A 23,581-nucleotide genomic window follows, 5' to 3' on the forward strand; every position below is an offset into this window, starting at 1 on the left:
GGGCCGGGTGCCGTACGGCGCTCACCCGGCCTGTTCGCCCCGCTGCCGCTCCAGGGCGACCAGTTCGAAGGCCGTCCTGCCGTCCAGCGACTCGCGGACGATGTCGGCGTGGCCCGCGTGCCGGGCGGTCTCGCGGATCAGATGCAGACACACCCAGCGCAGCGAGACCCGCTCGTCCGGCGGGAACCAGGGGGCCTCGGGCAGCGGGAAGGTGTCGTCCAGGCTCGGCGCGGAGCGGATCCGCTTCTCCGTGCCGGCCGCGACCTCCTCCCAGTACGCGAGCTGAGCGGCGACCGTCTCGCCCTCCAGGAGCCGGAAACACTCGTGCCAGTTGGACTCGTCCCGGTGGATCGCGGGCGGCTCCCGGCGGGCCCGGGCGATCCAGCTCTGCTCCATCTCCACGACGTGCTTGAGCAGTCCGCCGAGCGACAGCTCGCTCGCGCTCGGCCGGGAGCGCGCCTGCTCCTCGGTCAGCCCCAGCACGGCCCGGCGGATGCCGCCGCGCTGCTCCTCCAGGAACGCCAGCAGCGCTCCGCGCTCGTCGCCCCGCTCCTCGGCTCGTACGTGCGTGACCACGACGGCCCACCCTTCCCCGGGCTTCTCCGGGGCGGTTGCCCCGACACGACACGACGCTACGGACCATCGAGGCCAGATCCTGTCCTCAATGGTCCGTGGCGTCGGGTGTCGTACGCCGGGTGCCTCAGAACGGGAAGCCGCTGCGCCCGTGCTGGACCGAGATCCACTTGGTGGTGGTGAAGGCCTCCACGGTCGTCTCGCCGTTCAGCCGGCCGAGGCCCGAGTGCTTCTCGCCGCCGAACGGGACCAGCGGCTCGTCGTGCACGGTGCCGTCGTTCACATGGAACATCCCGGTGTCGATCCGCCGCGCGAAGGCCACGCCGCGCTCGATGTCCCCGGTGTGGACCGCGCCGCTGAGCCCGTACGGCGTGTCGTTGACGAGCCGTACCGCCTCCTCCTCGCCGTCGAACGGCACGAGGAAGACGACCGGGCCGAAGACCTCCTGCCGCAGCAGGGGCGAGTTCTCGGGCAGGCCGGTGAGCACGCTGGGCGCGACCAGGTTGCCCTCGACGGTGCCGCGCACCAGAGCCGTGCCGCCTTCGCCGACGGCCTGCTCGACCACCTGCGAAAGCGCCTTCGCCTGGGCCGAGTTGATGACCGGGCCGATGACGGTGCCGGGGTCGCGCGGGTCGCCCACCGGCAGCGAGCGCACCTTGGCGACGAACTTCTCGGTGAACTCCTCGGCCACCGAGCGGTCCACGAGGACCCGGTTGGCCGCCATGCACACCTGGCCCTGGTGCACGAAGCGGCTGAAGACCGCCGCGTCCACCGCGTAGTCGAGATCGGCGTCGTCCAGGACCACCAGGGCGCTGTTGCCGCCGAGTTCGAGCACCGCGCGCTTGAAGTGGGCTGCGCAGACGGTCGCCACATGGCGGCCGGTCTTGTCGGAGCCGGTGAAGGAGATGACCCGGGGCACCGGGTGCTCGATGAAGGCGTCCCCGATCTCCGCGATGTCGGTCACGACGACGTTGAGCAGCCCGCCGGGCAGCCCCGCGTCCTCGAAGAGCTTCGCGATCAGCGTGCCGCCCGCCACCGGGGTGTTCTGGTGCGGCTTGAGCACGACGCCGTTGCCGAGCGCCAGCGCCGGGGCGACCGACTTGAGGGACAGCAGGAAGGGGAAGTTGAACGGGCTGATCACGCCCACGACACCCACCGGCACCCGGTAGACGCGGTTCTCCTTGCCGTCGGCCGGAGAGGGCAGGATCTTGCCCTCGGGGCGCAGCGCCAGGTGGATCGCCTCGCGCAGGAACTCCTTGGCGAGGTGCAGCTCGAAGCCCGCCTTCACCCGGGTGCCGCCGAGTTCCGCGACGATCAGCTCGGCGATCTCCTCCTCGCGCTCCTCGATCAGCGCGAGCGCCCGCTCGAACACCGCGCGGCGGGCGTAGGCGTTGGTCTCGGCCCACTTCTTCTGCGCGCGCTCGGCGGCGCGGTAGGCGTCGTCGACCTCCTCGACGGTGGCGACCGTGATCGAGGCCAGCTTCTCGTCGTCGTAGGGGTTGAAGTCGATGACGTCCCAGGAGCCGCTTCCCGTACGCCATTGACCGTCGATGTACTGCTGGGCCAGTTCCTCGAAATAGGACGCCATGTGATCCCTCACTCGCTAGCGGACGACACTGCCACGCCGGGGTCTGATCACAGGCAATCGTACTGACGCACCAGGGGGCCCGGAGACCCGCAGGTGCATCAACAGACCTTTTTTGTCAGGTGAGTTGAAGTCAGGTGAGCTGAAGGAGTCCCCGGAGGATGTCCCGGCTCTCGGCCGGCCCGGGGCTGTCCTGCTGGAGCTCCTTGAGCGCCTGCTCGTACTGGAGGACGTCCTCGCGCTTGTCCAGGTACAGCGCGCTGGTCAGCTGCTCGACGTAGACCACGTCGGAAAGGTCGGACTCGGGGAAGCTGAGCAGGGTGAAGGCGCCGCTCTCCCCGGAGTGCCCGCCGAGGCCGAACGGCATGACCTGGAGCCGTACGTTGGGCCGCTCGGAGACCTCGATCAGATGCTTGAGCTGCCCGCGCATCACCTCGCGGTCGCCGTACGGGCGGCGCAGCGCGGCCTCGTCCAGGACGATATGGAACTCGGGGGCGCCCTCGGGGTCGTCGGCCAGCAGATGCTTCTGCCGCTCCAGGCGCAGCGCGACCCGGCGCTCCACGTCGGCGGTGCTCGCGCCCTTCATGCCGCGCCGGACCACCGCGCGCGCGTACTCCTCGGTCTGGAGCAGGCCGTGCACGAACTGGACCTCGTAGACCCGGATGAGGTGGGCGGCGCCCTCCAGGCCGACGTAGGTGGGGAACCAGCTGGGCAGCACGTCGCTGTAACTGTGCCACCAGCCCGCCACGTTGGCCTCCCGGGCGAGGGAGAGCAGCGACTCGCGCTCCGCCTCTTCGTCGACGCCGTAGAGCGTCAACAGGTCTTCGACGTCCCTGGTCTTGAAGCTCACACGGCCGAGCTCCATCCGGCTGATCTTGGACTCGGAGGCGCGGATCGAGTAACCCGCCGCCTCGCGCGTGATGCCCCGCGCCTCGCGCAGCCGCCTGAGTTGCGAGCCGAGCAGCATCCGCCGCACCACCGATCCGGGCTCTCCCGCGCTCACTTCGCCAGCCTCCCCAACCGTCTTCAGATGCCGCAGTCTGCCACTAAAACACTTCGAGCAGTACTCGTTCGGTTACAGAAACGGAAAGAGGTCAACCGTTCCTCCTATGCCAGGGTCACGGTCCTGAAGGGAAGTTGGGGCCAGGATGGCGGAAAAAATGGCCAAGAAGCGGTACGCGCGGGCCCAATTCGGCCGCGTGCACGTGCATCTGCCCTTGCATCTGCTGTGCGCATCCGAAACCATGGGGCCGCGCCACCGCTGCATCGCAACGACCGCGAATTCCCGGGAGTGCCTCGCATGGGAACGAATGGATCGACCATGCTCAAGCCGTTACGGCAGGGCCTTCCCCCACTGGACCCCACCGCCGTCTCCGAGGCCGCCTCCTGCGCCCTGCCCGCCCGCTACGAAGCGGTGCGCGAGGCACGGCGGTTCACCCGGGCCACCCTGGAACGCTGGGACGTGGGCGAGCGCTCCGAGGACATCGCGCTCGTCGTCTCCGAACTCGTCACCAACGCGCTGCGGCACGCGCTGCCCGGCGAGGACGTGGACGCGGGTACGGACGACTGTCCGGGGCCCGGTTCCGCACCGGTGCGGCTGCATCTGATGCGCTGGACGGGGCGGCTGGTGTGCGCGGTGCGCGACCCCAGCCACGACACCCCGGTGCCCCGCGAGTCCGACGACTTCTCCGCCGAGTCGGGCCGGGGGCTGTTCCTCGTGGACTCCTTCGCGGACGGCTGGGGCTGGCATCCGCTGGCGGGCGCGCTGAGCGGCAAGATGGTGTGGGCGCTGTTCCTGCCGCACACGGGTGAGCGGGCGGACTGAGGCCGGCTTCCGTACGCACGCCCGCTTCCCGACATCGTTGCCAACGCCCGTGCCGTACGGGCCTGTTGTCAGCTCGCGATCAGGTGGTCGAACTCGCCGTCCTTGATGCCGAGGAGCATGGCCTCGATCTCGGCACGCGTGTAGACCAGCGCGGGGCCGTCGGGGAAGCGGGAGTTGCGGACGGCCACCTCACCGCCGGGCAGTCTCGCGAACTCCACGCAGGATCCCTGGGAGTTGCTGTGCCTGCTCTTCTGCCAGGCCACGCCGACCAGCTGCGTGGCAGCCATGCCGTTGTACACGTCGTACCCCCCGTACACGCTGTCAACGTAGTGGTCCACAGGTCGCTCCCCGGTGGTGCACTGTCTGATGTGGCCGCAAAGGCCGTGGTCATTGGTGCTGTGGTCAGTAGATGCCGCGATCAACCGACCCGGATCATAACCCTGTTCACATGCAAGTGAATGAGCAGATGCACGTGCACGCGGGGTGTTCCCGCGATTACAGCCTTGACGCCCGCTTTACCGAAGCCCTTGCCCGTCTGCCCGGGATACGAGACCGCATGCCGCCCGGTTCACGCACCAGGAAGAGACGCGCGCGGGACGGTTCCTGTTCCCCGCCCGAGCGGCCAATTCCAGCCGCCTGCGCTGGGGTAACGGCTGGTAACTTGCTGCCCGTCCGCGGGCTCCCGCCCCGGGCGACCCGCTACGGCTTGGGAGCGTGACGTGACTGGGGCTATGGGTACGGGGACGGGTACGGCTGCCTGTTGGGGCATCAGGGGCGGCAGGGGTACGGGTGCGGCGCGGGTGCGGGCCGGTGCGGCGGCCGCGGCCGTGGCCGCCGGGGTGATCGGCGCGCTGGTGCTGACGGGGTGTTCCGGGGGCGGCGGGGGCGGGGGCAGCTCGGACGGCTCCGCCACGGCGGGCGCCACGCCCACGGCCTCCGCTTCCGCTTCCGGGGGCGGGGCCGTTGCCGCCGGTGGCGTCGCGGAGCTCCAGGGCAGCTGGGTCGCCACCGGCGGCGGCCGGATCGTGGCCCTGGTGATCAACGGCAAGCAGGCGGGCCTCTTCGCGACCGGCGGCGCCGTGTGCAGCGGCACGGCGGCCAAGGTGTCGGGCATGCGGATGATCCACCTGACCTGCAAGGGCGACGCCGGCCACCGCGGCACGGGCATGGTCGACTCCGCGACCAAGGACTCCCTGAAGATCACCTGGTCGGGAGGCCCGGCGAAGGAGACGTACACGAAGGCGGAGGGCGGGGCGCTGCCTTCGGGGCTGGCTTCGGGGCTGGGGCAGTAGGCGGGCGGGGCGGCCGGGGGGCGGCGGGGCCGGCTGAGGGCAGCCGGGCCAGCCGGGCCAGCGGAGCCAGCCGAGGGCAGCCGAGGGCAGCCGAGGCCGGCAGAGCCTACCGAGGGCAGCCGGGCCAGCTAAGAGCGGTCGGGCCGGCTGAGGGCGGTCGGGCCTGCCGACTGAGAGCGGTCGAGCCTGCCGAGAGCAGTCGGCCCGGCCGAGAGCAGTCGGCCCGGCCGAGAGCAGTCGGCCCGGCCGAGAGCAGCCGGTCCAGCCGAGGGCGGTCGGGCCTGCCGAGAGCAGCCGGTCCAGCCGAGAGCAGCCGGTCCAGCCGAGAGCAGCCGGTCCAGCCGAGAGCAGCCGGTCCAGCCGAGGGCGGTCGGGCCTGCCAAGAGCGGCCGGTCCAGCCGAGGGCGGTCGGGCCTGCCAAGAGCGGCCGGCCCGGCCGAGGGCGGTCGGGCCTGCCGAGAGCAGCCGGTCCAGCCGAGGGCAGCGGAGCCGACCGAGCACCGAGCCGGCCGAGGGCCGCAGAGCCGGCCGGGGGCAGCCGGGCCAACCGAGGGCGGTCGGCCCGGCCGAGGGCAGGCTGGCCAGGCGAGGGCGGCGGAGCCGACCGAGCGCCGCCGGGCCGGCCGAGGGCCGCGGAGTCGGTCGGCCCGTACGCGGGCGGGGTGCCCCATACGCGGTCCGGGGTGCCCGTGCCCGGGGGCGGGCGGAATCCTGCCTGAAGCGGTGAATCCGCCGGGGGCGCGTGCTCGGGTGGTGCGCGCAGGGGCGATGATGCGGGGAGACCGTCACGACCCTCGATGGGACCAGTTCATGCGCGCCATTCCGCTCACCCTGACCGCCCTCGCCGCCGCTCTCGCCCTGACCGCCTGCGACAACGGCGGCGGCAGCGGGGCGGCCGGCTCCGAGAGCAAGGCCGGTGCGGCCTGCGCGGCCGGTGCGGTCTCCCTCCAGGTCGGCTCCGCGAGCGTCGCCCCCGCCGCCGGGGACAGCGGCCAGGTGCCGGTGAGCATCACCAACCAGAGCGCGCCCTGCGTCCTGGACCATTTCCCCGGCGTCACCCTCCATCAGGACGGCCGCACGGAGAAGCTGCCCGTCCAGGAGGGCGCGACGGCGCAGAAGCTGAAGCTCGCCAAGGGCGACTCGGCCAACTTCACCATCAGCTACGTGCGGGGCGCGGACGCCGCGAAGGGCGCGAAGGCGGCCACCATCGAGATCACCCTGCCGGGCGGCGGCGAACCGCAGAGCTTCCCGTGGAAGTACGGCCCGGTCGCGGCCAAGGCGGGCAAGACCGCCCCGGACGCGTCCGTCAGCGCCTTCCAGCAGGCCGGCGACTGACACGGCCGCTGGCGACCGATGAAGCCGTAGGCGAGCGCCGAAGCCGTAGGCGACCGGCAAAGCCGTACCGCGCGCGGGCCGTCACCCCAGCCGGCGCCGCGCCCGCACCTGTGCCTCGTCGGCCGCGCGGGCGCCCTCCGTCCACCCGGCCTCGTCGGTGATCCCGCGCAGCCGGGTCGTGGTGGTCTCCGGGAACAGGCGCTCCATCCGGTCGGTGACGGCTATCTCGCGGGTGGCCAGAACGGGCAGCAGGTCCTGGGAGACCTGGGTCTCGGCGGCCGCCGCGAGCCGGTCGCCGACGCGGTGGGCGTAGGCCGCGAGGAAGGACTGCCGGAAGGTCTTGGTGCGCTTGCGGCCGCCCGCCCGCTGCGCCGCCTCCGCCCTGGCCATCGCGTGCGTGGCCTGCACCAGCAGCGAGGTGTACAGCAGCTCGACCGCCTCCAGGTCCGCCTCGAAACCGACGACCGTGGAGAAGGCGAGCGGTTCGTTCCACACCGCACGGCAGTGGTTGGCGCGGGCGACCGCGTCCAGCAGGACCGCCTTGGCCTGCTCGTACGGCGGCTCGACGCCTATCCGGCAGGCTCCGGGCGCGTCCGGCGCGGGCGCGGCGGCCGCGAGCAGCGCCTCGTCCACGCTGTACCGGGCCGTCAGCTCCTGCGCCTTGGCGGTCAGCGCCTCCGCCTCCTCCGGGTAGGGGGTCGCCTCGGCCTTGGCGAGCAGCGCGCGGATACGGCCGAGGGTGCGGGACGCCTCCGGGCTCGCGGCCCGGCGGGGTTCCTCCAGCGGCTCCAGGGCGGGCAGCCGCAGCAGCAGGCGGTACAGCTCCAGGACGGCGGTGGCGTGCGAGAACCGGTCGCCTCCGCGCGCGGGGGCCGCCGTGTGCTCGGCGAGGGCGTCGAGCTGCGCGGTCCAGCGGGGCCCGCGCGCCCGGTCGTCGCCCGCCTGGGTCCGGATCAGGGCGGCCACGAGCCGCAGGTGGAGGTCGTCCAGCTCCCGCCGTACGAGCCGTACGACGTCGGCGGGCTGCCAGCCGCGCCGCCAGGCCGTGGCGACGAACTCCTCGCCGCGCCGCCCGAGTTCCGCGTCGGCGACGGGGTCGGCGGCGAGCAGGGACGCGCCGGTGTCGAGTCCGGCGTCGGAATCGTCGTAGAGGGCGGCCCGGAAAGCGCGCTCGACGGTGCTGGCAGTGCTGGTCACGTCGTCGATCGTGCCACGAGGGACCGACAGCCCGCCAAAACTTGTCCACAGCCTGTGGACAAGTGTGGCCGATCGCGGCCGCCATCCGAATACGCGCCGCACCCCCGAACACATGTCAACCACGGGTTGACAATGAGGGGGTGTCAACTTACGGTTGACACATGGCGACCAACCCCAACATCACGTCATCCGTGCGCCTCGACGACCTCATCGCGGCCATCAAGAAGGTGCACCCCGAACCCCTCGACCAGCTCCAGGACGCGGTGATCGCCGCCGATCACCTCGGAGACGTGGCCGACCATCTGATCGGTCACTTCGTGGACCAGGCCCGCCGTTCGGGCGCGTCCTGGACCGACATCGGCAAGAGCATGGGTGTGACCCGGCAGGCGGCGCAGAAGCGGTTCGTCGCGAAGGAGTCGGCGGACCTCGACCTGAGCCAGGGCTTCAGCCGCTACACCCCGCGCGCGCGGGCGGTGGTCATGGCCGCGCACAACGAGTCCGTGGCGGCCCGCAACCCCGAGGGCCGCCCCGAGCACCTGGTCCTCGGCCTGCTGGCCGAGCCGGAGGGCCTGGCCGCGAAGGCGATCACCGAACAGGGCGTCCCCCTGGACGCCGTACGCCAGGCCGCGACCGCCGCGCTCCCGCCGGAGGCCGAGGACATCCCCGAGCTCATCCCCTACGGCCCCGACGCCAAGAAGGTCCTGGAGCTGACCTTCCGCGAGGCGCTCCGCCTCGGCCACAACTACGTCGGCACCGAGCACATCCTGCTGGCCCTGCTGGAGCACGAGAACGGCGAGGGCGTCCTCAGCGGGCTCGGCATCACCAAGGACGCGAGCGAGCAGTACGTGAGCGGGGTGCTGGCGGCGCTCCTTGAGCAGCAGAAGGCGGAGTCGGCGCCGGCGCATCCGGACGACGCGGAGGGGGACGCGACGCAGGACTGACCGTGCGCGGCGGGGGCCCTGCGCCGAGGGGCCCCCGCCCTGAACCCGGCTGAGAGGCCCCGCGCCCTGAACCCGACGGACGGGCCCCTGCCCTGAACCCGCAGGTCACCCCCATTGTCAGACCCCCCTGACACACTCTCGTACATGACCGACCGGTGGGCACTCGCTCCGGCCGAGGACGGTGGCGTGGACGTCGCCCCCCTCGGTCCGGACGGGCTGCCCGCCGGTCCGGTGCGTCGCGAGAGCGATCTCGCGGAGGCGGTGCGGAGCCGCCCGGAGGTGACGCGCTGGGTGTGGCGGTCGACTGCCGAGGTCTACCCGCGACTGCTCGCCACGGGGGTGCGAGTCGAGCGGTGCTACGACATCGAGGACGCCGAGACACTCCTGCTGGGCCACGAGGGCCGGCACGGCGAGCCACGCTCGGCCGCCGCCGCCCTGGCCCGCCTCCGGGGCGGTCCCGTACCGCCCGACCCGCCGCAGCGCCCGGCGGACCGGGGCGACCAGTCCACCCTCTTCGAGGCGGCGACCGCGCACATGCCGTTGCACGACCTCCTCGAGGTCTACGCCGACCAGCAGCGAAGACACGAACGCACCACCCACCCCGACCGGATACACCTGCTGACCACGGCCGAGTCGGCGGGGATGCTGGTGGCCGCCGAGCTGAACCGCACGGGGATGCCCTGGAGCGCCGAGGTGCACCGCGAGGTGCTGCACGGCCTGCTCGGCGAGCGGTACGCGGGCGGGGGCGAGCCGCGCCGTCTCGCGGAACTGGCGGACGAGGTGTCGGCGGCCTTCGGCCACCGGGTGCGCCCCGACCTGCCCGCCGAGGTGATCAAGGCGTTCGCGAAGGCGGGCATCAAGGTCACGTCCACCCGCCGCTGGGAGCTGCGCTCGGTGGACCACCCGGCGGTGGAGCCCCTTCTGGAGTACAAGCGGCTGTACCGCATCTGGGTGGCGCACGGCTGGTCCTGGCTGCGCGACTGGGTGCGCGACGGGCGGTTCCGGCCCGAGTTCCAGGCCGGCGGCACGGTCACCGGGCGCTGGGTGACGAACGGCGGGGGCGCGCTGCAGATCCCCAAGGTGATCCGGCGCGCGGTGGTGGCCGACCCGGGCTGGCGGCTGGTGGTGGCCGACGCCGACCAGATGGAACCCCGGGTCCTCGCGGCGATCTCCCGCGACCCGGCCCTCATGGAGGTGGCCTCCCGCGAGAGCGACCTCTACCAGTCCGTCTCCGAGCGCGCCTTCTCCGGCGACCGCGAACAGGCCAAGCTCGCGGTGCTCGGCGCGATGTACGGCCAGACCTCAGGGGACGGCCTCAAGAACCTCGCCGCCCTGCGCCGCCGCTATCCCGCGGCCGTCGCCTACGTGGACGACGCCGCCCGCGCCGGCGAGGAAGGCCGCTTGGTCCGCACCTGGCTCGGCCGCACCTGCCCACCCGCGACAGCGACCCCCGACGCGGCCGAGGAAGCGGGCATCCCCCTCGACGACTCCCCCACCCCCGACGGCGGCAGCGCCCGCGCCCGAGGCCGCTTCACCCGCAACTTCGTCGTCCAGGGCAGCGCCGCCGACTGGACCCTCCTCCTCCTGGCCGCCCTCCGCCGCACCTGCGCCCCCCTCTCCGCCGAACTGGTCTTCTTCCAGCACGACGAAGTGATCGTCCACTGCCCCGCAGCCGAAACCCCCCAGATCATCCAGGCCATCCGCGAAGCCTCAGCCCTCGCGGCCCGCCTCACCTTCGGCGACACCCCGGTCCGCTTCCCGTTCACCACGGCAGTGGTGGAGTGCTACGCGGACGCGAAATGACCGGCCCCGCCTGCCGACGGAACCACTGAACCCGCAACACACGCACGAAAGGTGACGTGCCATCGGCTGCCGTCACCCCGCCCGCTGTCCGCTCTACGGAAGCAGGCGCCGCAACCGGGCGACGCGCCAAGGAGTCAGCGCCATCGCGATGCCGCCCGCGAGGAGGCTGCCGGCTGCGATCCCCCAGCAGGGAATCGAGGTTCCGGGCTGGTCCGTCCAGTCCCACCACCGGAATCGTCCCGCGCCGTCGACCTGCCAGTAGGTCAGGGGGAACAGCGTGGCCAAGGGAAGAATCCAGGAAAAACGCCATCCCCATGCCCGACCGGACAGCAAGGCGAGGCCGACCCAGATCAGGAAGGCGCGGACGAGCAGCAGAACAGTGCCTCCGGGGCTGACGAAGAATTCCGTCACGACCAGCGACAACGTCACCGCCGAGACGGCCCCGGCGAGGTAGGCGATCTCGACTCGCCTGAAGCCCTTCGCCGCCCCCTCTTCCAGGGAGTTCATCACGCTGCCGAGGCCGCCTACGGACATCACGGCCAGGGCGAGGGGTATTTCATGCCTCAGAGGAGTCGCGGAGGAGCCACTGCCGCTGAAGGGGAAAACGAGCCGGGCAGACCCGAACGCCACATCGCACGCGATGACCGCGACCCAGCCGGCGACGATTCCACGGAAACGATGCGCCCGCAGGTAAAGACCCCAGGACTCCCGGAGATCAGGCACAGCGCGTACCTTCGATCACCTTGAGCCACTTCTCCGCCCAGGCTTCCTGCACGGACTCGGGCTGCTTGATCAGCTTTGCGATGGCCTTCTGGTCGACCCCGGGCGGCCCCCCGTGGATGTCGGACGGCTGGCCGGCCCCGGAGATCCGGGCCGCGAGCCACGAATCGAGCTCGAAGTACGCCATGGTGCGCCGGTCCTCCTCGCCGCTGTTCACCGCATGGCAGAAGGGCGGCGTGGATTCACGGGTGACCGCTATGGACATGCTGTCGGCCACTTCCCACATGGACCCTTCGAAAATCGAGAAGTCGGTGTCCGATCCGCTGCCACCCCTCAGCCCCTCCTCGTAGAAAACGGAGGGGGATTTGATAGCGGGCGGAAGTCCGGATATGCGCTTCGCCATCGCTTCGAGCCGCGGCAGATACATACGCTCTTCGGGCCATACGCAGATCTTCGGCTCCGAACGCGTACACAGCGGAGTACCCGAACTCGCTCGCGCCATCTGCACCGGTCCAGCCGTGATCACGCCCGCCAGGCAGGAGACGACCAGCACCGAGCAGCCGACGGCCGGCAGCCTGGCGGCCACCTTTCCGCGCGTGCCGGTGTATCCGGGCAGTGTGCGGGGGGTGAAGACCGCCAGGGCGACCGCGGAAAGCGCCAGACCCCACCGGACGGCAAGCCGCCCCGGAGTCACCTCCACGGCAGGGGATCCGGAGAGAACGAACAGGCCGGCCTTCAGCGGTCCGCCGTTCATCGTCACCACCACGAAGCAGGCCAGACCGCATACGACCGGAGCGGCGAAGGCGGAGGGGAACCAACGCCCGGTGATGTCACCGACGGCGATGCACAGAACGATGAGCGCGGCCCCCAGCAACAGGTAGCTGGGCCACAGGAATCCGGGTCCGGCGTCCTGGTAACTGACCGCCGCGGCGACCACCGCGCCGACAACATAGGCGCCGCCACCGTAAACGGCGACCGCCGCGATGTGGGCTGCCTCCACCTGCCATCTGGGCCTGGTTCCCGCGGTGTGCTGGTCCTCGAAGCCGAGCCGGTGGATCCGGCCGGCGGCCCAGGCGGTGTAGGCCGCCAGAAAGGGGCCGAGATAGAAGGCGGGAATCTGGGCCGCCGCACTGGCCTGCGGCCAGACCCCGATCCACCAGCGGGCCCGTCCGAAAAGAACCGCGACGTCCAGGGCGACGAGGACGGGGAACCACCATCGCAGGGGAGAGCGCCGCAACTCCATCATGAGAATGCGCATCAGGCGAGCTCCCCCTGTCCCGACAAGGCCGCCATGTACCCGCGCTCCAACGGGCTGTCACCCGCCACCCCCGCCCGGGCGTTCTCCGTAAGGGCCTCGGGGGTGTCTCTGAACAGGAACCTTCCGGACTGCATGACGACGACCTGGTCGCAAACAGCCGCCACGTCCTCCACAAGGTGTGTACTCAGCACGATCGCCACCCCCGTCAGGGATCTGATCAGCTCGCGGAACTGCAAGCGCTGCGCCGGGTCCAGTCCGACGGTCGGCTCGTCCAGGAGCAGCAGCCGGGGTGAGCCGACGATGGCCGCGGCGATGCCGGCACGGCGCAGCATGCCACCCGAGAGGGACTTCATCTTGTCCCGTGCCCGTTCGTCGAGAAGGACGGACGAGATCGCCTTCAGCGCCGCGTCATGGGCCTCACCGTCGGGAACCCCGCGCAGCCACGCGCAATACCGGACGAAGTCGTACACCGAAAAGGACGGGTAGTACCCGAATTCCTGAGGAAGGTAGCCGATCGCGGGGCGAGCCGCGCGCGCCGACCGCTCGGAGTGCACCTTCCTGCCACAGATCTCCAGAGTCCCCTCCCGGGGCGGCGCGACCGTGGCGAGAGTCCGGAGAAGCGTCGTCTTTCCCGCACCGTTGGGGCCCAGTAGCCCATAGACCCCCACGCCGAGATCCCAGTCGAGGCCGGTGATCACCTGATGCCGGCCATAGCCCTGGGAAACACCCGACAGGGACGCGATCGGTTCCACATCGTTCCTTTCACGTGCGCGACCGGGTGCCGCCCGGAGGGTGGGTAAAGCCCTCTCCATATTCATCATGATCACATCAACTTCAGGGGCGCCGCGCCGACATCACAAAAAAGGAACCCCAGGCCGATGAATTCGACCTGGGGTTCCCAGATGAGCCGCTTTCGGGATTCGAACCCGAGACCTACGCATTACGAGTGCGTTGCTCTGGCCATCTGAGCTAAAGCGGCGTGCTGCGCGTGCACCGGGGTGCGTGGCAACGTCGGTAAGTCTACACAGGTTCGAGGGGTGGTCGTACCGGCCCCCGGGTGGGGGCCGGAGGGGGTGGGGTCAGGTGCAGCGTTTGGCGGGGGCGGGCGGGGTGCCCTTCAGGAGGTAGGTGTCGATCGCCTTGTCGACGCAGGTGCTGCCGCGGCCGTAGGCGGTGTGGCCGTCGCCCTCGTAGGTGAGGAGGCGGGCCGAGGCGAGCTGGCGGGAGAGGGACTGGGCCCAGCGGTACGGGGTCGCGGGGTCACGGGTGGTGCCGACGACCACGATGGGGGCGGCGCCCTCGGCCTCGATGCGGTGCGGGGTGCCGGTGGCCTTGACCGGCCAGTAGGTGCAGTTCAGGGAGGCCCAGGCGAGGCTGGTGCCGAAGACCGGGGACGCCTTGCGGAACGCCGGGAGGGCCTGGCGGACCTGGTCCGGGCCGGAGAAGGCGGGCGGGAGGTCCAGGCAGTTCACGGCCGCGTTGGCCATCATCAGGTTGCTGTAGTGCCCCTTGGCGTCGCGCTCGTAGTAGATGTCGGCGAGGGCCAGCAGGCCGGCGCCGTCGCGCTCGTCCATGGCCGACTTCAGGGCCTCGCGCAGCTGCTCCCACAGCCCCTGGTCGTACATCGCCGCGACCACGCCGATGGTCGCCAGCGACTCGCCCAGCTCGCGGCCGTCCGCGTCGCCCGCCGGGATCGGGTGGGCGTCCAGCTGCCGGAAGAAGGACTGCAGGCGCTGTACGACCTGGTCCGGGGTGTGGTCCTTGCTGTTCAGCGGGCAGTCGGTCTGCTTCACGCAGTCCCGCGAGAACGCCTGGAAGGCCGTCTCGAAGCCGGCCGTCTGGTCCAGGTTCACCTGGCGGGCGTCCAGGGCGGGGTCGATCGCGCCGTCCAGCACCAGGCGCCCGGTGCGCTGCGGGAACAGCCCGGCGTACGTCGCGCCGAGCAGCGTGCCGTACGACGCGCCGACGTAGTTCAGCTTCTCGTCGCCGAGCACCGCCCGCGCGATGTCCATGTCACGGGCCGCCTCGACCGTGGAGACGTGCCGCAGCAGCCGCGCCGAGTGCGTACCGCAGCTCTCCGCGAACCCCTTGTCCGCCGCGACCAGCGCGTCCGTCTCCTTCGGGCTGTCGGGGGTGAGGTCCGTCTCGGTGAAGGCGTCCATCTGGCGGCCGTCGAGGCACTCGACCGGATCACTCTGGCCGACCCCGCGCGGATCCATGGCGACCATGTCGTACCGGGCGCGGACCTCGGCCGGATAGCCGAGCGCCGCGTACTGCTGCAGATAGCTGATCGCCGAGCCGCCCGGGCCGCCCGGGTTCACCAGCAGGGAGCCGAGCGGCTTGCCCTTGCCGGTGGCCTTCTTGCGGACGAGGGCGAGCTTGACGTCGCCGGAGCCGGGCTTGTCGTAGTCGAGCGGCGCCTTGATCGTCGCGCACTCGAAGCCGGCGGCGCCGCACGCGCGCCAGGCCGGACGCTGGGCGTAGTACGGCGCGAGCGCGGCCGGTGTCGCCCGGGGCAGCGGCGGCAGCACGGCGCCCCGCACCGTGCCGGCGGCCGAGGCGTCGGTCGGGCCGGTGGCCGAGCAGGCGGTCAGCAGCAGCGCGGCGGCCGCGAGGAGTGCCGCGGCGGCACGGGCACGGGTGCCGGCGGTACGGGGCGCGCGCGACCCCGGGGACAGCGTCCGGGGGAACCGGCGCGGAGAAGGCTCGGTCTGCATCAGGCGAGCGTAACCTTGCGCGATGGCGTGGACACGTTGGGTGCGGCGCGTGCCTCGTACGAGGGACAGCGCGCGGACGGCGGCGAAAACCGCCGACGCCTCCCCCGCGCGTTCACCCCGCCCGCAGCGCCATCGTCATCGCCTCCACCGCCAGCAGCGGAGCCACATTGCGGTCCAGCGCCTCCCGGCACGCGGCGATCGCCTCGATGCGGCGCAGGGTGGACTCCGGGGAGCCGGCGCGGGCGATCCGGTCGAGCGCGTCCTCGGCGTCGGTGTTGGCCAGCGCGACGCGGGAGCCGAGCTGGAGGGCGAGGACGTCGCGGTAGAAGCCGGTGAGGTCGCCGAGGGCCACGTCGAGGCTGTCGCGCTGCGTACGGGTCCTGCGGCGCTTCTGCATGTCCTCCAGGTCCTTCATGACGCCCGCCGTGCCGCGCGGCATACGGCCGCCCTGGGCCGCGCCGAGCGCCGCCTTCAGCTCCTCGGACTCCTTGCCGTCCATCTCCTCGGCCAGCTGCTTGGCGTCCTCGGCGGCCGCGTCGACCAGCTCCTGGGCGGCCTTCAGACAGGCGCCGACCTCGCTCAGCCGCAGCGGCAGCCTGAGCACGGCGGCGCGGCGCTCGCGGGCCGCCGGGTCGGTGGCCAGGCGCCGGGCCCGGTCGACATGGCCCTGGGTGGCGCGGGCGGCGGCCGCGGCGACCTCGGGCTCGACGCCGTCGCGGCGTACGAGCATGTCGGCGACGGCGTCCACGGGCGGCGTGCGCAGGTTCAGGTGGCGGCAGCGGGAGCGGATCGTGGGCAGCACGTCCTCGACGGAGGGCGCGCACAGCAGCCACACCGTGCGCGGGGCGGGCTCCTCGACGGCCTTGAGGACGGCGTTGGCCGACTTCTCGTTCAGCCGCTCGGCGTCCTCCACGAGGATGATCTGCCAGCGTCCGTTCGCCGGGCTGGTGTACGACTTGCGGACCGTGTCCCGCATGTCCCTGACCAGGATCTCCGCGCCCACGGCGGCCACCGAGGACACGTCCGCGTGGGTACCGAGCAGCGCGGTGTGACAGCCGTCGCAGAAGCCGCAGCCGGGCATGCCGCCGAGGGCGCGGTCGGGGCTCACGCACTGGAGGGCGGCGGCGAAGGCCCGCGCCGCCTGGTTGCGGCCCGCGCCGGGCGGGCCCGTGAACAGCCAGGCGTGGGTCATCCGCGACGACTCCGGCACCGGTCCGGCGGCGGAGGCGGCCGTGACGAGCGCGTCGGCGTCCCGCGCGGCGCCTTCGAGCACCGCGGCGACCTTCTCCTGCCCGACGAGGTCGTCCCATACGGTCATGGGTCACGCCGCCCTTCCGTCACACCGCGCACGTCACCCCGCGCGTATCCGGCCTCCATTGTGCGGGGGAGCACCGACAACGCCGAAAACGGGCGCCGGGCACGCAGCGGAAAAGGGGCGCCCCCGGAGCCGTATGTGCTGCTCCGGGGGTGCCCCCCTGTCTCAGTCCCGCTCAGCGGCGCCGGTTACGGCCCGGCCTGCCCTCGTCCTCGTCACGCGCCCCGTACTCGCGCTCGTCGTACGAACCGAGCAGTTCGTCCGCCAGCGACGGCAGGTCGTCCAGCGGGGTCTCCTCGGCCCAGTCGGGACGCGGGCGGCGCGGGCGGCCGTCGGCGCCGAGCTGGGGCATCTCGCGGGTGCTGTCGTCGGAGCCGGAACCGGAACCGGACCCAGATCCGGACCCCGCCCCGGTCCGCTCGTCGCGGAAGTACCCGGACGGCACCCGGCCCGGCCGGCCGTCCCCGCGCACCGGCGGCAGTACGGCGGTCTCGTCGCCGGACGGCACCTGGGGCAGTACGGCCGTCTCGTCCGCGGCGCCGGCCGGGGGCCTCGGCACCTCGGCCGTCACCTCGGACTCGCGGCGCTCGTCGCGCACCGGCGGCAGCAGGGCCGTACGGTCCGCGTCCGGGGCGATGACCGGGGTCGGGACCGTCTCGTCCACGGCGCGGGGCGCGGTGCGCGGCGCGTCGTCCTTGTTCAGCGAGATCACGGGCGTCGGCATGGTCGTCGCCTCCGGCGGCGCGGGCCGGTCCGCGGGGCGCGGGGCGCCCCGGCGGCGGGCCGCCTCCTGGGCGGCCTCGGCAGCCTCGGCCGCGTGGCGGCGGGCCTCCTCGGCGCGCAGCAGGGCCTCCTCGGCCTTGCGCTGCTTCTCCAGGCGCAGGGCCTCGGCCTCGGCGCGCAGCCGGGCCTCCTCCTCGGCCTCCCGGCGGCGGCGCTCCTCCTCCGCCCTGCGGCGGGCCTCCTCGGCGGCGCGGGCCTTCTCCTCGGCGAGCAGCCGCTGCCGCTCCTCCTCGGCGCGCCGGTGGGCCTCCTCGGCGCGGCGCCTGGCCTCCTCCGCCTGGCGCTCGGCCTCGCGGCGCTGGGCCTCCTCCAGCTCGCGCTTCTTGCGCTCCTCCTCCTCGGCGCGCAGCCGGGCCAGCGTCTCCTGGCGCTCGCGCTCCAGGCGCTCCTCCTCGGCCTTGCGCGCGGCCTCTTCCTCGGCCTTGCGGCGCGCGTCCTCCTCGGCCTTCTTCCGGGCCTCCTCCTGGGCCTTGATCTCGGCCTCGGAGAGCGGGAGGACGATGTCGAGCCGGTGCCGGATCACGGTGGTGACGGCCTCGGGCTCCTGCCCCGCGTCCACGACCAGATAGCGGCCGGGGTCGGCGGCGGCGAGGGTGAGGAAACCGGAGCGCACGCGCGCGTGGAACTCGGCGGGCTCCGACTCCAGCCGGTCGGGCGCCTCGGTGAACCGCTCGCGGGCGGTCTCCGGGGGCACGTCGAGCAGCACGGTCAGATGCGGGACCAGACCATGGGTGGCCCAGCGGTTGATGCGGGCGATCTCGGTCGGGGAGAGGTCGCGGCCGGCGCCCTGATAGGCGACGGACGAGTCGATGTACCGGTCCGAGATGACGACCGCGCCGCGCTCCAGGGCGGGCCGTACGACGGTGTCCACGTGCTCGGCGCGGTCGGCCGCGTAGAGCAGGGCCTCCGCGCGGTGGGACAGGCCCGCCGAGGACACGTCGAGCAGGATCGAGCGCAGCCGCTTGCCCACGGGCGTGGCGCCGGGCTCGCGGGTGAGGACGACCTCGTGGCCCTTGTTGCGGATCCACTCGGCGAGCGCCTCGGCCTGGGTGGACTTGCCGGCGCCGTCGCCGCCCTCCAGGGCGATGAAGAATCCGTTCGCCGCGGGGGCCGTCACCGGGTCGTCCCCGCCGAGCAGGGCGTCCTTGAGGTCCTGGCGCAGCGGGATGCCGGAGCGGTCGTCGACCTTGGCGAGGACCAGGACGGCGATCGGCAGCAGCAGCGCGCCGACCAGCATGAGGGTGAACGAGGCACCGCCGTGCGCGAAGACGAAGCGGCCGCTCTCCAGCCGGTGGCGGCCGATGAGCCCGGCGACCACGGGGGCGATCAGGACGCCGAGCGCCATGAAGACGCGGACCACCGCGTGCAGGTGCTCGGTGATCCGGCCCCGGCGGGACTCCTCGGTCTCCTGGTCGAGCAGCGCGTGCCCGGTGTTCGCGGAGATGCCCGCGGCGACACCGGCCAGGGTGACCAGGAGCAGCACCGTGGTGACGTCCGGGACGAGACCGGCGGCCAGCAGGGCGATACCGGCGAGCGCTATGGCCAGCGCGAGGAACCTGCGGCGCGAGAGCGAGGGCAGCAGGGCGGGCGCGGTGCGGATGCCGACGCCGACACCACCGGTCAGACCGAGCACCAGCAGGCCGTAGAGCACCGGGCCGCCGCCCAGGTCGGTGGCGTGCAGCACGCACACGGAGACGGCGGCGGCGATGGAACCGGCCACGGCGGCGCAGGCGATGACGAGCGGCAGGACGGCGCCCGTACGCCCCTTGTCCACACCGGCGGCGGTACGCGGGCGGCGCAGGCCCTCCAGCGGCGACCGCGCGCGCGGGGTGCGCACACCGGGCAGCTTCAGGGCGCTGAGCACGGACAGGGAGGCGGCGAACAGTCCGGCCGCGACGTACGACGCGAGGGCCGCGTGGTGCTGGTCGAACCAGGTGATGCCGGTGGCAAGGAGGTTGTTGAACAGGGAGGCGACGACCAGCGCGGCGGCCGCCAGCGGGACGGCGAGGAAGCCGGTGCGCAGCGCGAGGCGGCGCAGGGCCTCCAGGTGGTCCGGCAGCGGGCGCACGGTGGCGCCCTCGGGCGGCGGGGCGGGCAGCAGACCGGGGGCCGCGCTCTCGCGGCACACCGTCCACAGCCGCTCGGCCACACCGGTGACGAAGGCGGTGACGAGCAGGACGGCCAGCGCGTTGTCCGGCGTCCAGTCGATCCACAGGGGCGCGACGAGCAGCAGGGCCGCGCGCACGCCGTCGGCGCCGACCATGGTCCAGCGCCGGTCGAGCGGGCCGTCCGGCGCAGTCAGGGTGCTCAGCGGGCCGAGCAGGACGGCGCCGAAGAGCAGGGTGGCCAGCACGCGCACCGCGAAGACGACCGCGACGGCGAAGGCCACGCCCCGGTACCCCCCGCCGAAGGCGCCCTCGGCGACGGCCGCCTGGAGGACCAGGAGGACCAGCACGAGCAGGGCCAGGGCGTCGCCCGTACCGCTCACGAGGTGTGCGCCGCACAGGCGCCGCAGGTCCGGTCGGCGCAGCAGGGAACGGACGGCGCGTTCGCGGGAATCCGCGACCAGTGCGTCGTCCGGTGCTGGGGTGGGGGCCGTTGGCTGCTCGGCTCGCGTCATGCGTTCAGCCTATCCGCAGCCACTGACAGCCATGCCCTCCTTGCCCCCTCGGTCCCGCTCTGCCCCGGACGTACACCGGGTGCTCACATCCCGGCGACACGCCGACGCCCCGGCACCGCGCGCGGGCGGGTACCGGGGCGTCGGAGAGGAGCCTGGGAGGACTCCCCCGCGGACTCAGTCCTCCGTGCCGGAAGCGGCGGAGGAGGCGGAAGAGCCGGACGAGGCCGTCTTCTTGGCGGCCGCGGCGGTCTTCTTCGCCGTGGTCGTCTTCTTGGCGGTCGTCTTCTTCGCCGTCGTCTTCTTTGCGGCGGTCTTCTTCGCCGGGGCGGTCTTCTTGGCCGTCGTCTTCTTCGCCGCCGTCTTCTTGGCGGGGCCCTTGGCCCGCTTCTCGGCGAGCAGCTCGAAGCCGCGCTCGGGGGTGATCTCCTCCACACTGTCGCCGGAGCGCAGGGTGGCGTTGGTCTCCCCGTCGGTGACGTACGGACCGAAGCGGCCGTCCTTGACCACGACCGGCTTGCCGGAGACCGGGTCCTCGCCCAGCTCCTTCAGCGGCGGCTTGGCGGCGGCCCGCCCGCGCTGCTTGGGCTGCGCGTAGATCGCCAGCGCCTCTTCCAGGGTGATCGTGAAAATCTGGTCCTCGGAGGTGAGCGACCGCGAGTCCGTGCCCTTCTTCAGGTACGGGCCGTAGCGGCCGTTCTGCGCGGTGATCTCCACGCCCTCGGCGTCGGTGCCGACCACGCGGGGCAGCGACATCAGCTGGAGCGCCTCCTCCAGCGTCACCGTGTCGGGCGACATGGACTTGAAGAGGGAGGCCGTACGCGGCTTCACGGCGTTCTTGCCGGTCTTCGGGGTGCCCTCCGGGAGCACCTCGGTGACGTAGGGGCCGTACCGGCCGGCCTTGGCCACGATCGGGTGACCGGACTGCGGGTCGGTGCCCAGCTCGAAGTCGCCGCTGGGCTTGGCCAGCAGTTCCTCGGCCAGCTCGACGGTCAGCTCGTCCGGCGCCAGTTCCTCGGGGACATCGGCGCGCCGGTGTTCCTCGGTGTCCTTCTCGCCCCGCTCGATGTACGGGCCGTAGCGGCCCACGCGCAGCACGATGCCGTCGCCGACCGGGAAGGAGGACACCTCACGGGCGTCGATCGCGCCCAGGTCGGTGACCAGTTCCTTGAGGCCGCCGAGGTGGTCGCCGTCGCCGTTGCCCGCGTCGGCGGCGGCACCGGAGTCCTCCAGGCCCTCGCCGAAGTAGAACCGCTTGAGCCACGGCACGGACTGGGCCTCGCCGCGCGCGATGCGGTCGAGGTCGTCCTCCATGCGGGCGGTGAAGTCGTAGTCGACGAGCCGGCCGAAGTGCTTCTCCAGCAGGTTGACGACCGCGAAGGACAGGAAGGACGGCACCAGGGCCGTGCCCTTCTTGAAGACGTAGCCGCGGTCCAGGATCGTGCCGATGATCGACGCGTACGTCGACGGGCGGCCGATCTCGCGCTCTTCCAGCTCCTTGACCAGGGACGCCTCGGTGTAGCGGGCCGGGGCCTTGGTGGCGTGCCCGTCGACCGTGATCGCGTCGGCGGCCAGCGGGTCGCCCTCGGCGACCTGGGGCAGCCGGCGCTCGCGGTCGTCCAGCTCGGCGTTCGGGTCGTCGGCGCCCTCGACGTAGGCCTTGAGGAAGCCGTGGAAGGTGATCGTCTTGCCGGACGCGCTGAACTCCACGTCCCGGCCGTCGGCGGAGGCACCGCCGATCCTGACGGTGACGCTGTTGCCGACCGCGTCCTTCATCTGGGAGGCGACGGTGCGCTTCCAGATCAGCTCGTACAGCTTGAACTGGTCGCCGGTCAGGCCGGTCTCGGCGGGGGTGCGGAAGCGGTCGCCGGAGGGGCGGATCGCCTCGTGCGCCTCCTGCGCGTTCTTGACCTTGCCGGCGTAGGTGCGCGGCTGCGGCGGGAGGTAGTCGGCGCCGTACAAGTGCGTGACCTGCGCACGAGCCGCGGCGACAGCGGTGTCGCTGAGCGTCGTGGAGTCGGTGCGCATGTACGTGATGTAGCCGTTCTCGTACAGCTTCTGGGCGACCTGCATCGTCGCCTTCGCGCCGAAGCCGAGCTTGCGGCTGGCCTCCTGCTGGAGCGTGGTCGTACGGAACGGGGCGTACGGCGAGCGGCGGTACGGCTTGGACTCGACCGAGCGCACCGAGAAGCGGGTGGTCTCCAGGGCGGCGGCGAGCGCGCGGGCGCCCGCCTCGTCCAGGTGGAGGGTGTTCGCGCTCTTGAGCTGCCCGAGGGAGTCGAAGTCGCGGCCCTGGGCGACGCGGCGGCCGTCCACGGACTGGAGCCGGGCGACCAGCGACGACGGGTCGGAGGGGTCACCGGCGCGGCCGGTGGCGAAGGTGCCGGTCAGGTCCCAGTACTCGGCGGAGCGGAAGGCGATACGGTCGCGCTCGCGCTCGACGATGAGCCGGGTGGCCACGGACTGGACACGGCCCGCCGACAGACGCGGCATGACCTTCTTCCACAGGACCGGCGAGACCTCGTAGCCGTAGAGGCGGTCGAGGATGCGGCGGGTCTCCTGGGCGTCGACCAGCTTCTTGTTCAGCTCGCGCGGGTTGGCGACGGCCTCGCGGATCGCGTCCTTGGTGATCTCGTGGAAGACCATCCGCTTGACGGGGATCTTCGGCTTGAGGACCTCCTGGAGGTGCCAGGCGATGGCCTCGCCCTCGCGGTCCTCATCGGTGGCGAGGAAGAGCTCGACGGAATCCTTCATCAGGTCCCGGAGCTTCTTGACCTGCGCCTTCTTGTCGGCGTTGATCACATAAATCGGCTGGAAGTCGTGGTCGACGTCCACACCGAGGCGGCGGACCTCGCCGGTGTACTTGTCGGGCACCTCGGCGGCGCCGTTCGGAAGGTCCCGGATGTGCCCGACGCTCGCCTCGACTACGTAGCCGGGGCCGAGGTAACCCTTGATCGTCTTCGCCTTGGCAGGCGACTCGACGATGACGAGTCGGCGGCCGCCCTGTGCGGTCTCGCTGGTCGGGGACAACTTCGCTCTTCTCTCCGGTCGACGCTGTGGCCTCCCCAGGGCCTTGGTCCCGGGGTCGCGGCGTGCTTCTGGCACGTGTGACGCTGCGGAGTGTGACGGTACATCCCGCCCCCGTGTCAAACGGGAAAAGCCCACAACGGCCACTCGAACGGTAACCCGACTACCGGCATTCCTGCCGCCCGGAGTACCCGGTACGTCCGTGGCCCGCGTCCGGAGTGCGACGCTCCGCTCCGGATCTCAGAGCCGGGTGAGACAGTACGCGGCGAGCCCCAGCGCCACGGCCCCGGCGGCTGCGGCGAGGCTCGCCGACAGGGTCTGCCCGACCCCCTGCGCCACCGGCTCCCCCCGCCGCACCCGGACCCCGGTCCACATCAGCAGACCACCTCCGAACAGCGCGAACACCACTCCCGCGAACACCGCCGGACCGCTCTCCATGCCCCGCCCGCCCCTCTCTCGCCGCTTCCGCCTGCTCAGGCGCGGGGAGCGTGCCACGGGCGATCGACAGGGGGGCGACAACCGGGTGAACGGCCGGCTCCGCCGGGGCGGGACGGGGGCGGCGGAGCGCGCCTTTCCGGCCGTTCTCCAGCCGT

General features: G+C 72.3%; 18 protein-coding genes and 1 tRNA gene. 5 read left to right on the plus strand and 14 right to left on the minus strand.

The window, feature by feature from the left end; translation table 11 throughout:
• Nucleotides 1-21: 21 nt before the first annotated feature.
• The 3 genes from AB0898_RS00335 to AB0898_RS00345 all read right to left on the minus strand — a co-directional run bounded on the left by AB0898_RS00335 (nt 22) and on the right by AB0898_RS00345 (nt 3,125).
• Nucleotides 22-576 (minus strand): DinB family protein, encoded by a 555-nt coding sequence (locus tag AB0898_RS00335; RefSeq protein WP_366800558.1) that lies wholly within the window; start codon nt 574-576, stop codon nt 22-24.
• Nucleotides 577-700: 124 nt separating this feature from the next.
• A complete protein-coding gene (locus AB0898_RS00340; protein WP_366800559.1) occupies nt 701-2,161 on the minus strand; it encodes an aldehyde dehydrogenase family protein in 1,461 nt (486 codons plus the stop codon).
• Nucleotides 2,162-2,291: 130 nt separating this feature from the next.
• Nucleotides 2,292-3,125, minus strand: a complete 834-nt coding sequence (locus tag AB0898_RS00345) for a helix-turn-helix transcriptional regulator (protein WP_366801028.1) — start codon at nt 3,123-3,125, stop codon at nt 2,292-2,294.
• A gap of 354 nt (nt 3,126-3,479) precedes the next feature.
• Between AB0898_RS00345 and AB0898_RS00350 the strand changes: the two genes are divergently transcribed.
• The gene (locus AB0898_RS00350) at nt 3,480-3,983 is read left to right on the plus strand and encodes an ATP-binding protein (RefSeq protein WP_366800560.1); all 504 of its coding nucleotides are present in this window, start codon (nt 3,480-3,482) and stop codon (nt 3,981-3,983) included.
• A gap of 68 nt (nt 3,984-4,051) precedes the next feature.
• On the opposite strand, the gene AB0898_RS00355 is transcribed toward AB0898_RS00350, so the two are convergent.
• Nucleotides 4,052-4,321: a DUF397 domain-containing protein gene (locus AB0898_RS00355; RefSeq protein ID WP_343245628.1), complete on the minus strand. Its 270-nt coding sequence runs from the start codon at nt 4,319-4,321 to the stop codon at nt 4,052-4,054.
• A gap of 462 nt (nt 4,322-4,783) precedes the next feature.
• Between AB0898_RS00355 and AB0898_RS00360 the strand changes: the two genes are divergently transcribed.
• On the plus strand, nt 4,784-5,275 hold the full coding sequence (locus tag AB0898_RS00360; RefSeq protein WP_366800561.1) for a hypothetical protein: 492 nt from the start codon (nt 4,784-4,786) through the stop codon (nt 5,273-5,275).
• A gap of 810 nt (nt 5,276-6,085) precedes the next feature.
• The gene (locus tag AB0898_RS00365) at nt 6,086-6,610 is read left to right on the plus strand and encodes a DUF4232 domain-containing protein (RefSeq protein ID WP_366800562.1); all 525 of its coding nucleotides are present in this window, start codon (nt 6,086-6,088) and stop codon (nt 6,608-6,610) included.
• Nucleotides 6,611-6,691: 81 nt separating this feature from the next.
• Here the strand turns inward: AB0898_RS00365 and AB0898_RS00370 are convergent, their stop codons facing one another.
• Nucleotides 6,692-7,807 (minus strand): DUF2786 domain-containing protein, encoded by a 1,116-nt coding sequence (locus tag AB0898_RS00370; RefSeq protein WP_366800563.1) that lies wholly within the window; start codon nt 7,805-7,807, stop codon nt 6,692-6,694.
• A 161-nt stretch (nt 7,808-7,968) separates the two neighbouring features.
• Between AB0898_RS00370 and AB0898_RS00375 the strand changes: the two genes are divergently transcribed.
• Both AB0898_RS00375 and AB0898_RS00380 read left to right on the plus strand, forming a co-directional pair.
• Nucleotides 7,969-8,748 (plus strand): Clp protease N-terminal domain-containing protein, encoded by a 780-nt coding sequence (locus tag AB0898_RS00375; RefSeq protein ID WP_366800564.1) that lies wholly within the window; start codon nt 7,969-7,971, stop codon nt 8,746-8,748.
• Between the two features lie 144 nt (nt 8,749-8,892).
• Nucleotides 8,893-10,551, plus strand: coding sequence for a bifunctional 3'-5' exonuclease/DNA polymerase (locus AB0898_RS00380; protein WP_366800565.1), 1,659 nt, complete (start codon nt 8,893-8,895; stop codon nt 10,549-10,551).
• Between the two features lie 93 nt (nt 10,552-10,644).
• Here the strand turns inward: AB0898_RS00380 and AB0898_RS00385 are convergent, their stop codons facing one another.
• From AB0898_RS00385 to AB0898_RS00425, 9 genes are all read right to left on the minus strand, one after another.
• Complete coding sequence (locus tag AB0898_RS00385) at nt 10,645-11,274, minus strand: hypothetical protein (protein ID WP_366800566.1); 630 nt, start codon at nt 11,272-11,274, stop codon at nt 10,645-10,647.
• Nucleotides 11,267-12,529: an ABC transporter permease gene (locus AB0898_RS00390; protein ID WP_366800568.1), complete on the minus strand. Its 1,263-nt coding sequence runs from the start codon at nt 12,527-12,529 to the stop codon at nt 11,267-11,269. Before AB0898_RS00390 ends, AB0898_RS00385 begins: the two co-directional genes overlap by 8 nt.
• Entirely contained in the window at nt 12,529-13,281 is a 753-nt protein-coding gene (locus AB0898_RS00395) for an ATP-binding cassette domain-containing protein (protein ID WP_366800569.1), read from the minus strand. Before AB0898_RS00395 ends, AB0898_RS00390 begins: the two co-directional genes overlap by 1 nt.
• Before the next feature lie 153 nt (nt 13,282-13,434).
• A tRNA-Thr gene (locus tag AB0898_RS00400) sits at nt 13,435-13,508 on the minus strand.
• A 100-nt stretch (nt 13,509-13,608) separates the two neighbouring features.
• Nucleotides 13,609-15,246: an alpha/beta hydrolase gene (locus AB0898_RS00405; protein WP_366800570.1), complete on the minus strand. Its 1,638-nt coding sequence runs from the start codon at nt 15,244-15,246 to the stop codon at nt 13,609-13,611.
• Between the two features lie 112 nt (nt 15,247-15,358).
• On the minus strand, nt 15,359-16,564 hold the full coding sequence (locus tag AB0898_RS00410; protein ID WP_366800571.1) for a DNA polymerase III subunit delta': 1,206 nt from the start codon (nt 16,562-16,564) through the stop codon (nt 15,359-15,361).
• A 172-nt stretch (nt 16,565-16,736) separates the two neighbouring features.
• The gene (tmk, locus tag AB0898_RS00415) at nt 16,737-19,964 is read right to left on the minus strand and encodes a dTMP kinase (RefSeq protein ID WP_366800573.1); all 3,228 of its coding nucleotides are present in this window, start codon (nt 19,962-19,964) and stop codon (nt 16,737-16,739) included.
• A 174-nt stretch (nt 19,965-20,138) separates the two neighbouring features.
• Nucleotides 20,139-22,991: a type I DNA topoisomerase gene (gene topA / locus AB0898_RS00420; protein ID WP_366800574.1), complete on the minus strand. Its 2,853-nt coding sequence runs from the start codon at nt 22,989-22,991 to the stop codon at nt 20,139-20,141.
• Between the two features lie 237 nt (nt 22,992-23,228).
• Nucleotides 23,229-23,426, minus strand: a complete 198-nt coding sequence (locus AB0898_RS00425) for a hypothetical protein (protein ID WP_366800575.1) — start codon at nt 23,424-23,426, stop codon at nt 23,229-23,231.
• Nucleotides 23,427-23,581 lie beyond the last annotated feature (155 nt).

The organism is Streptomyces sp. NPDC005435 (assembly GCF_040703155.1).
In the GTDB taxonomy this organism is placed as follows: Bacteria; Actinomycetota; Actinomycetes; order Streptomycetales; family Streptomycetaceae; genus Streptomyces.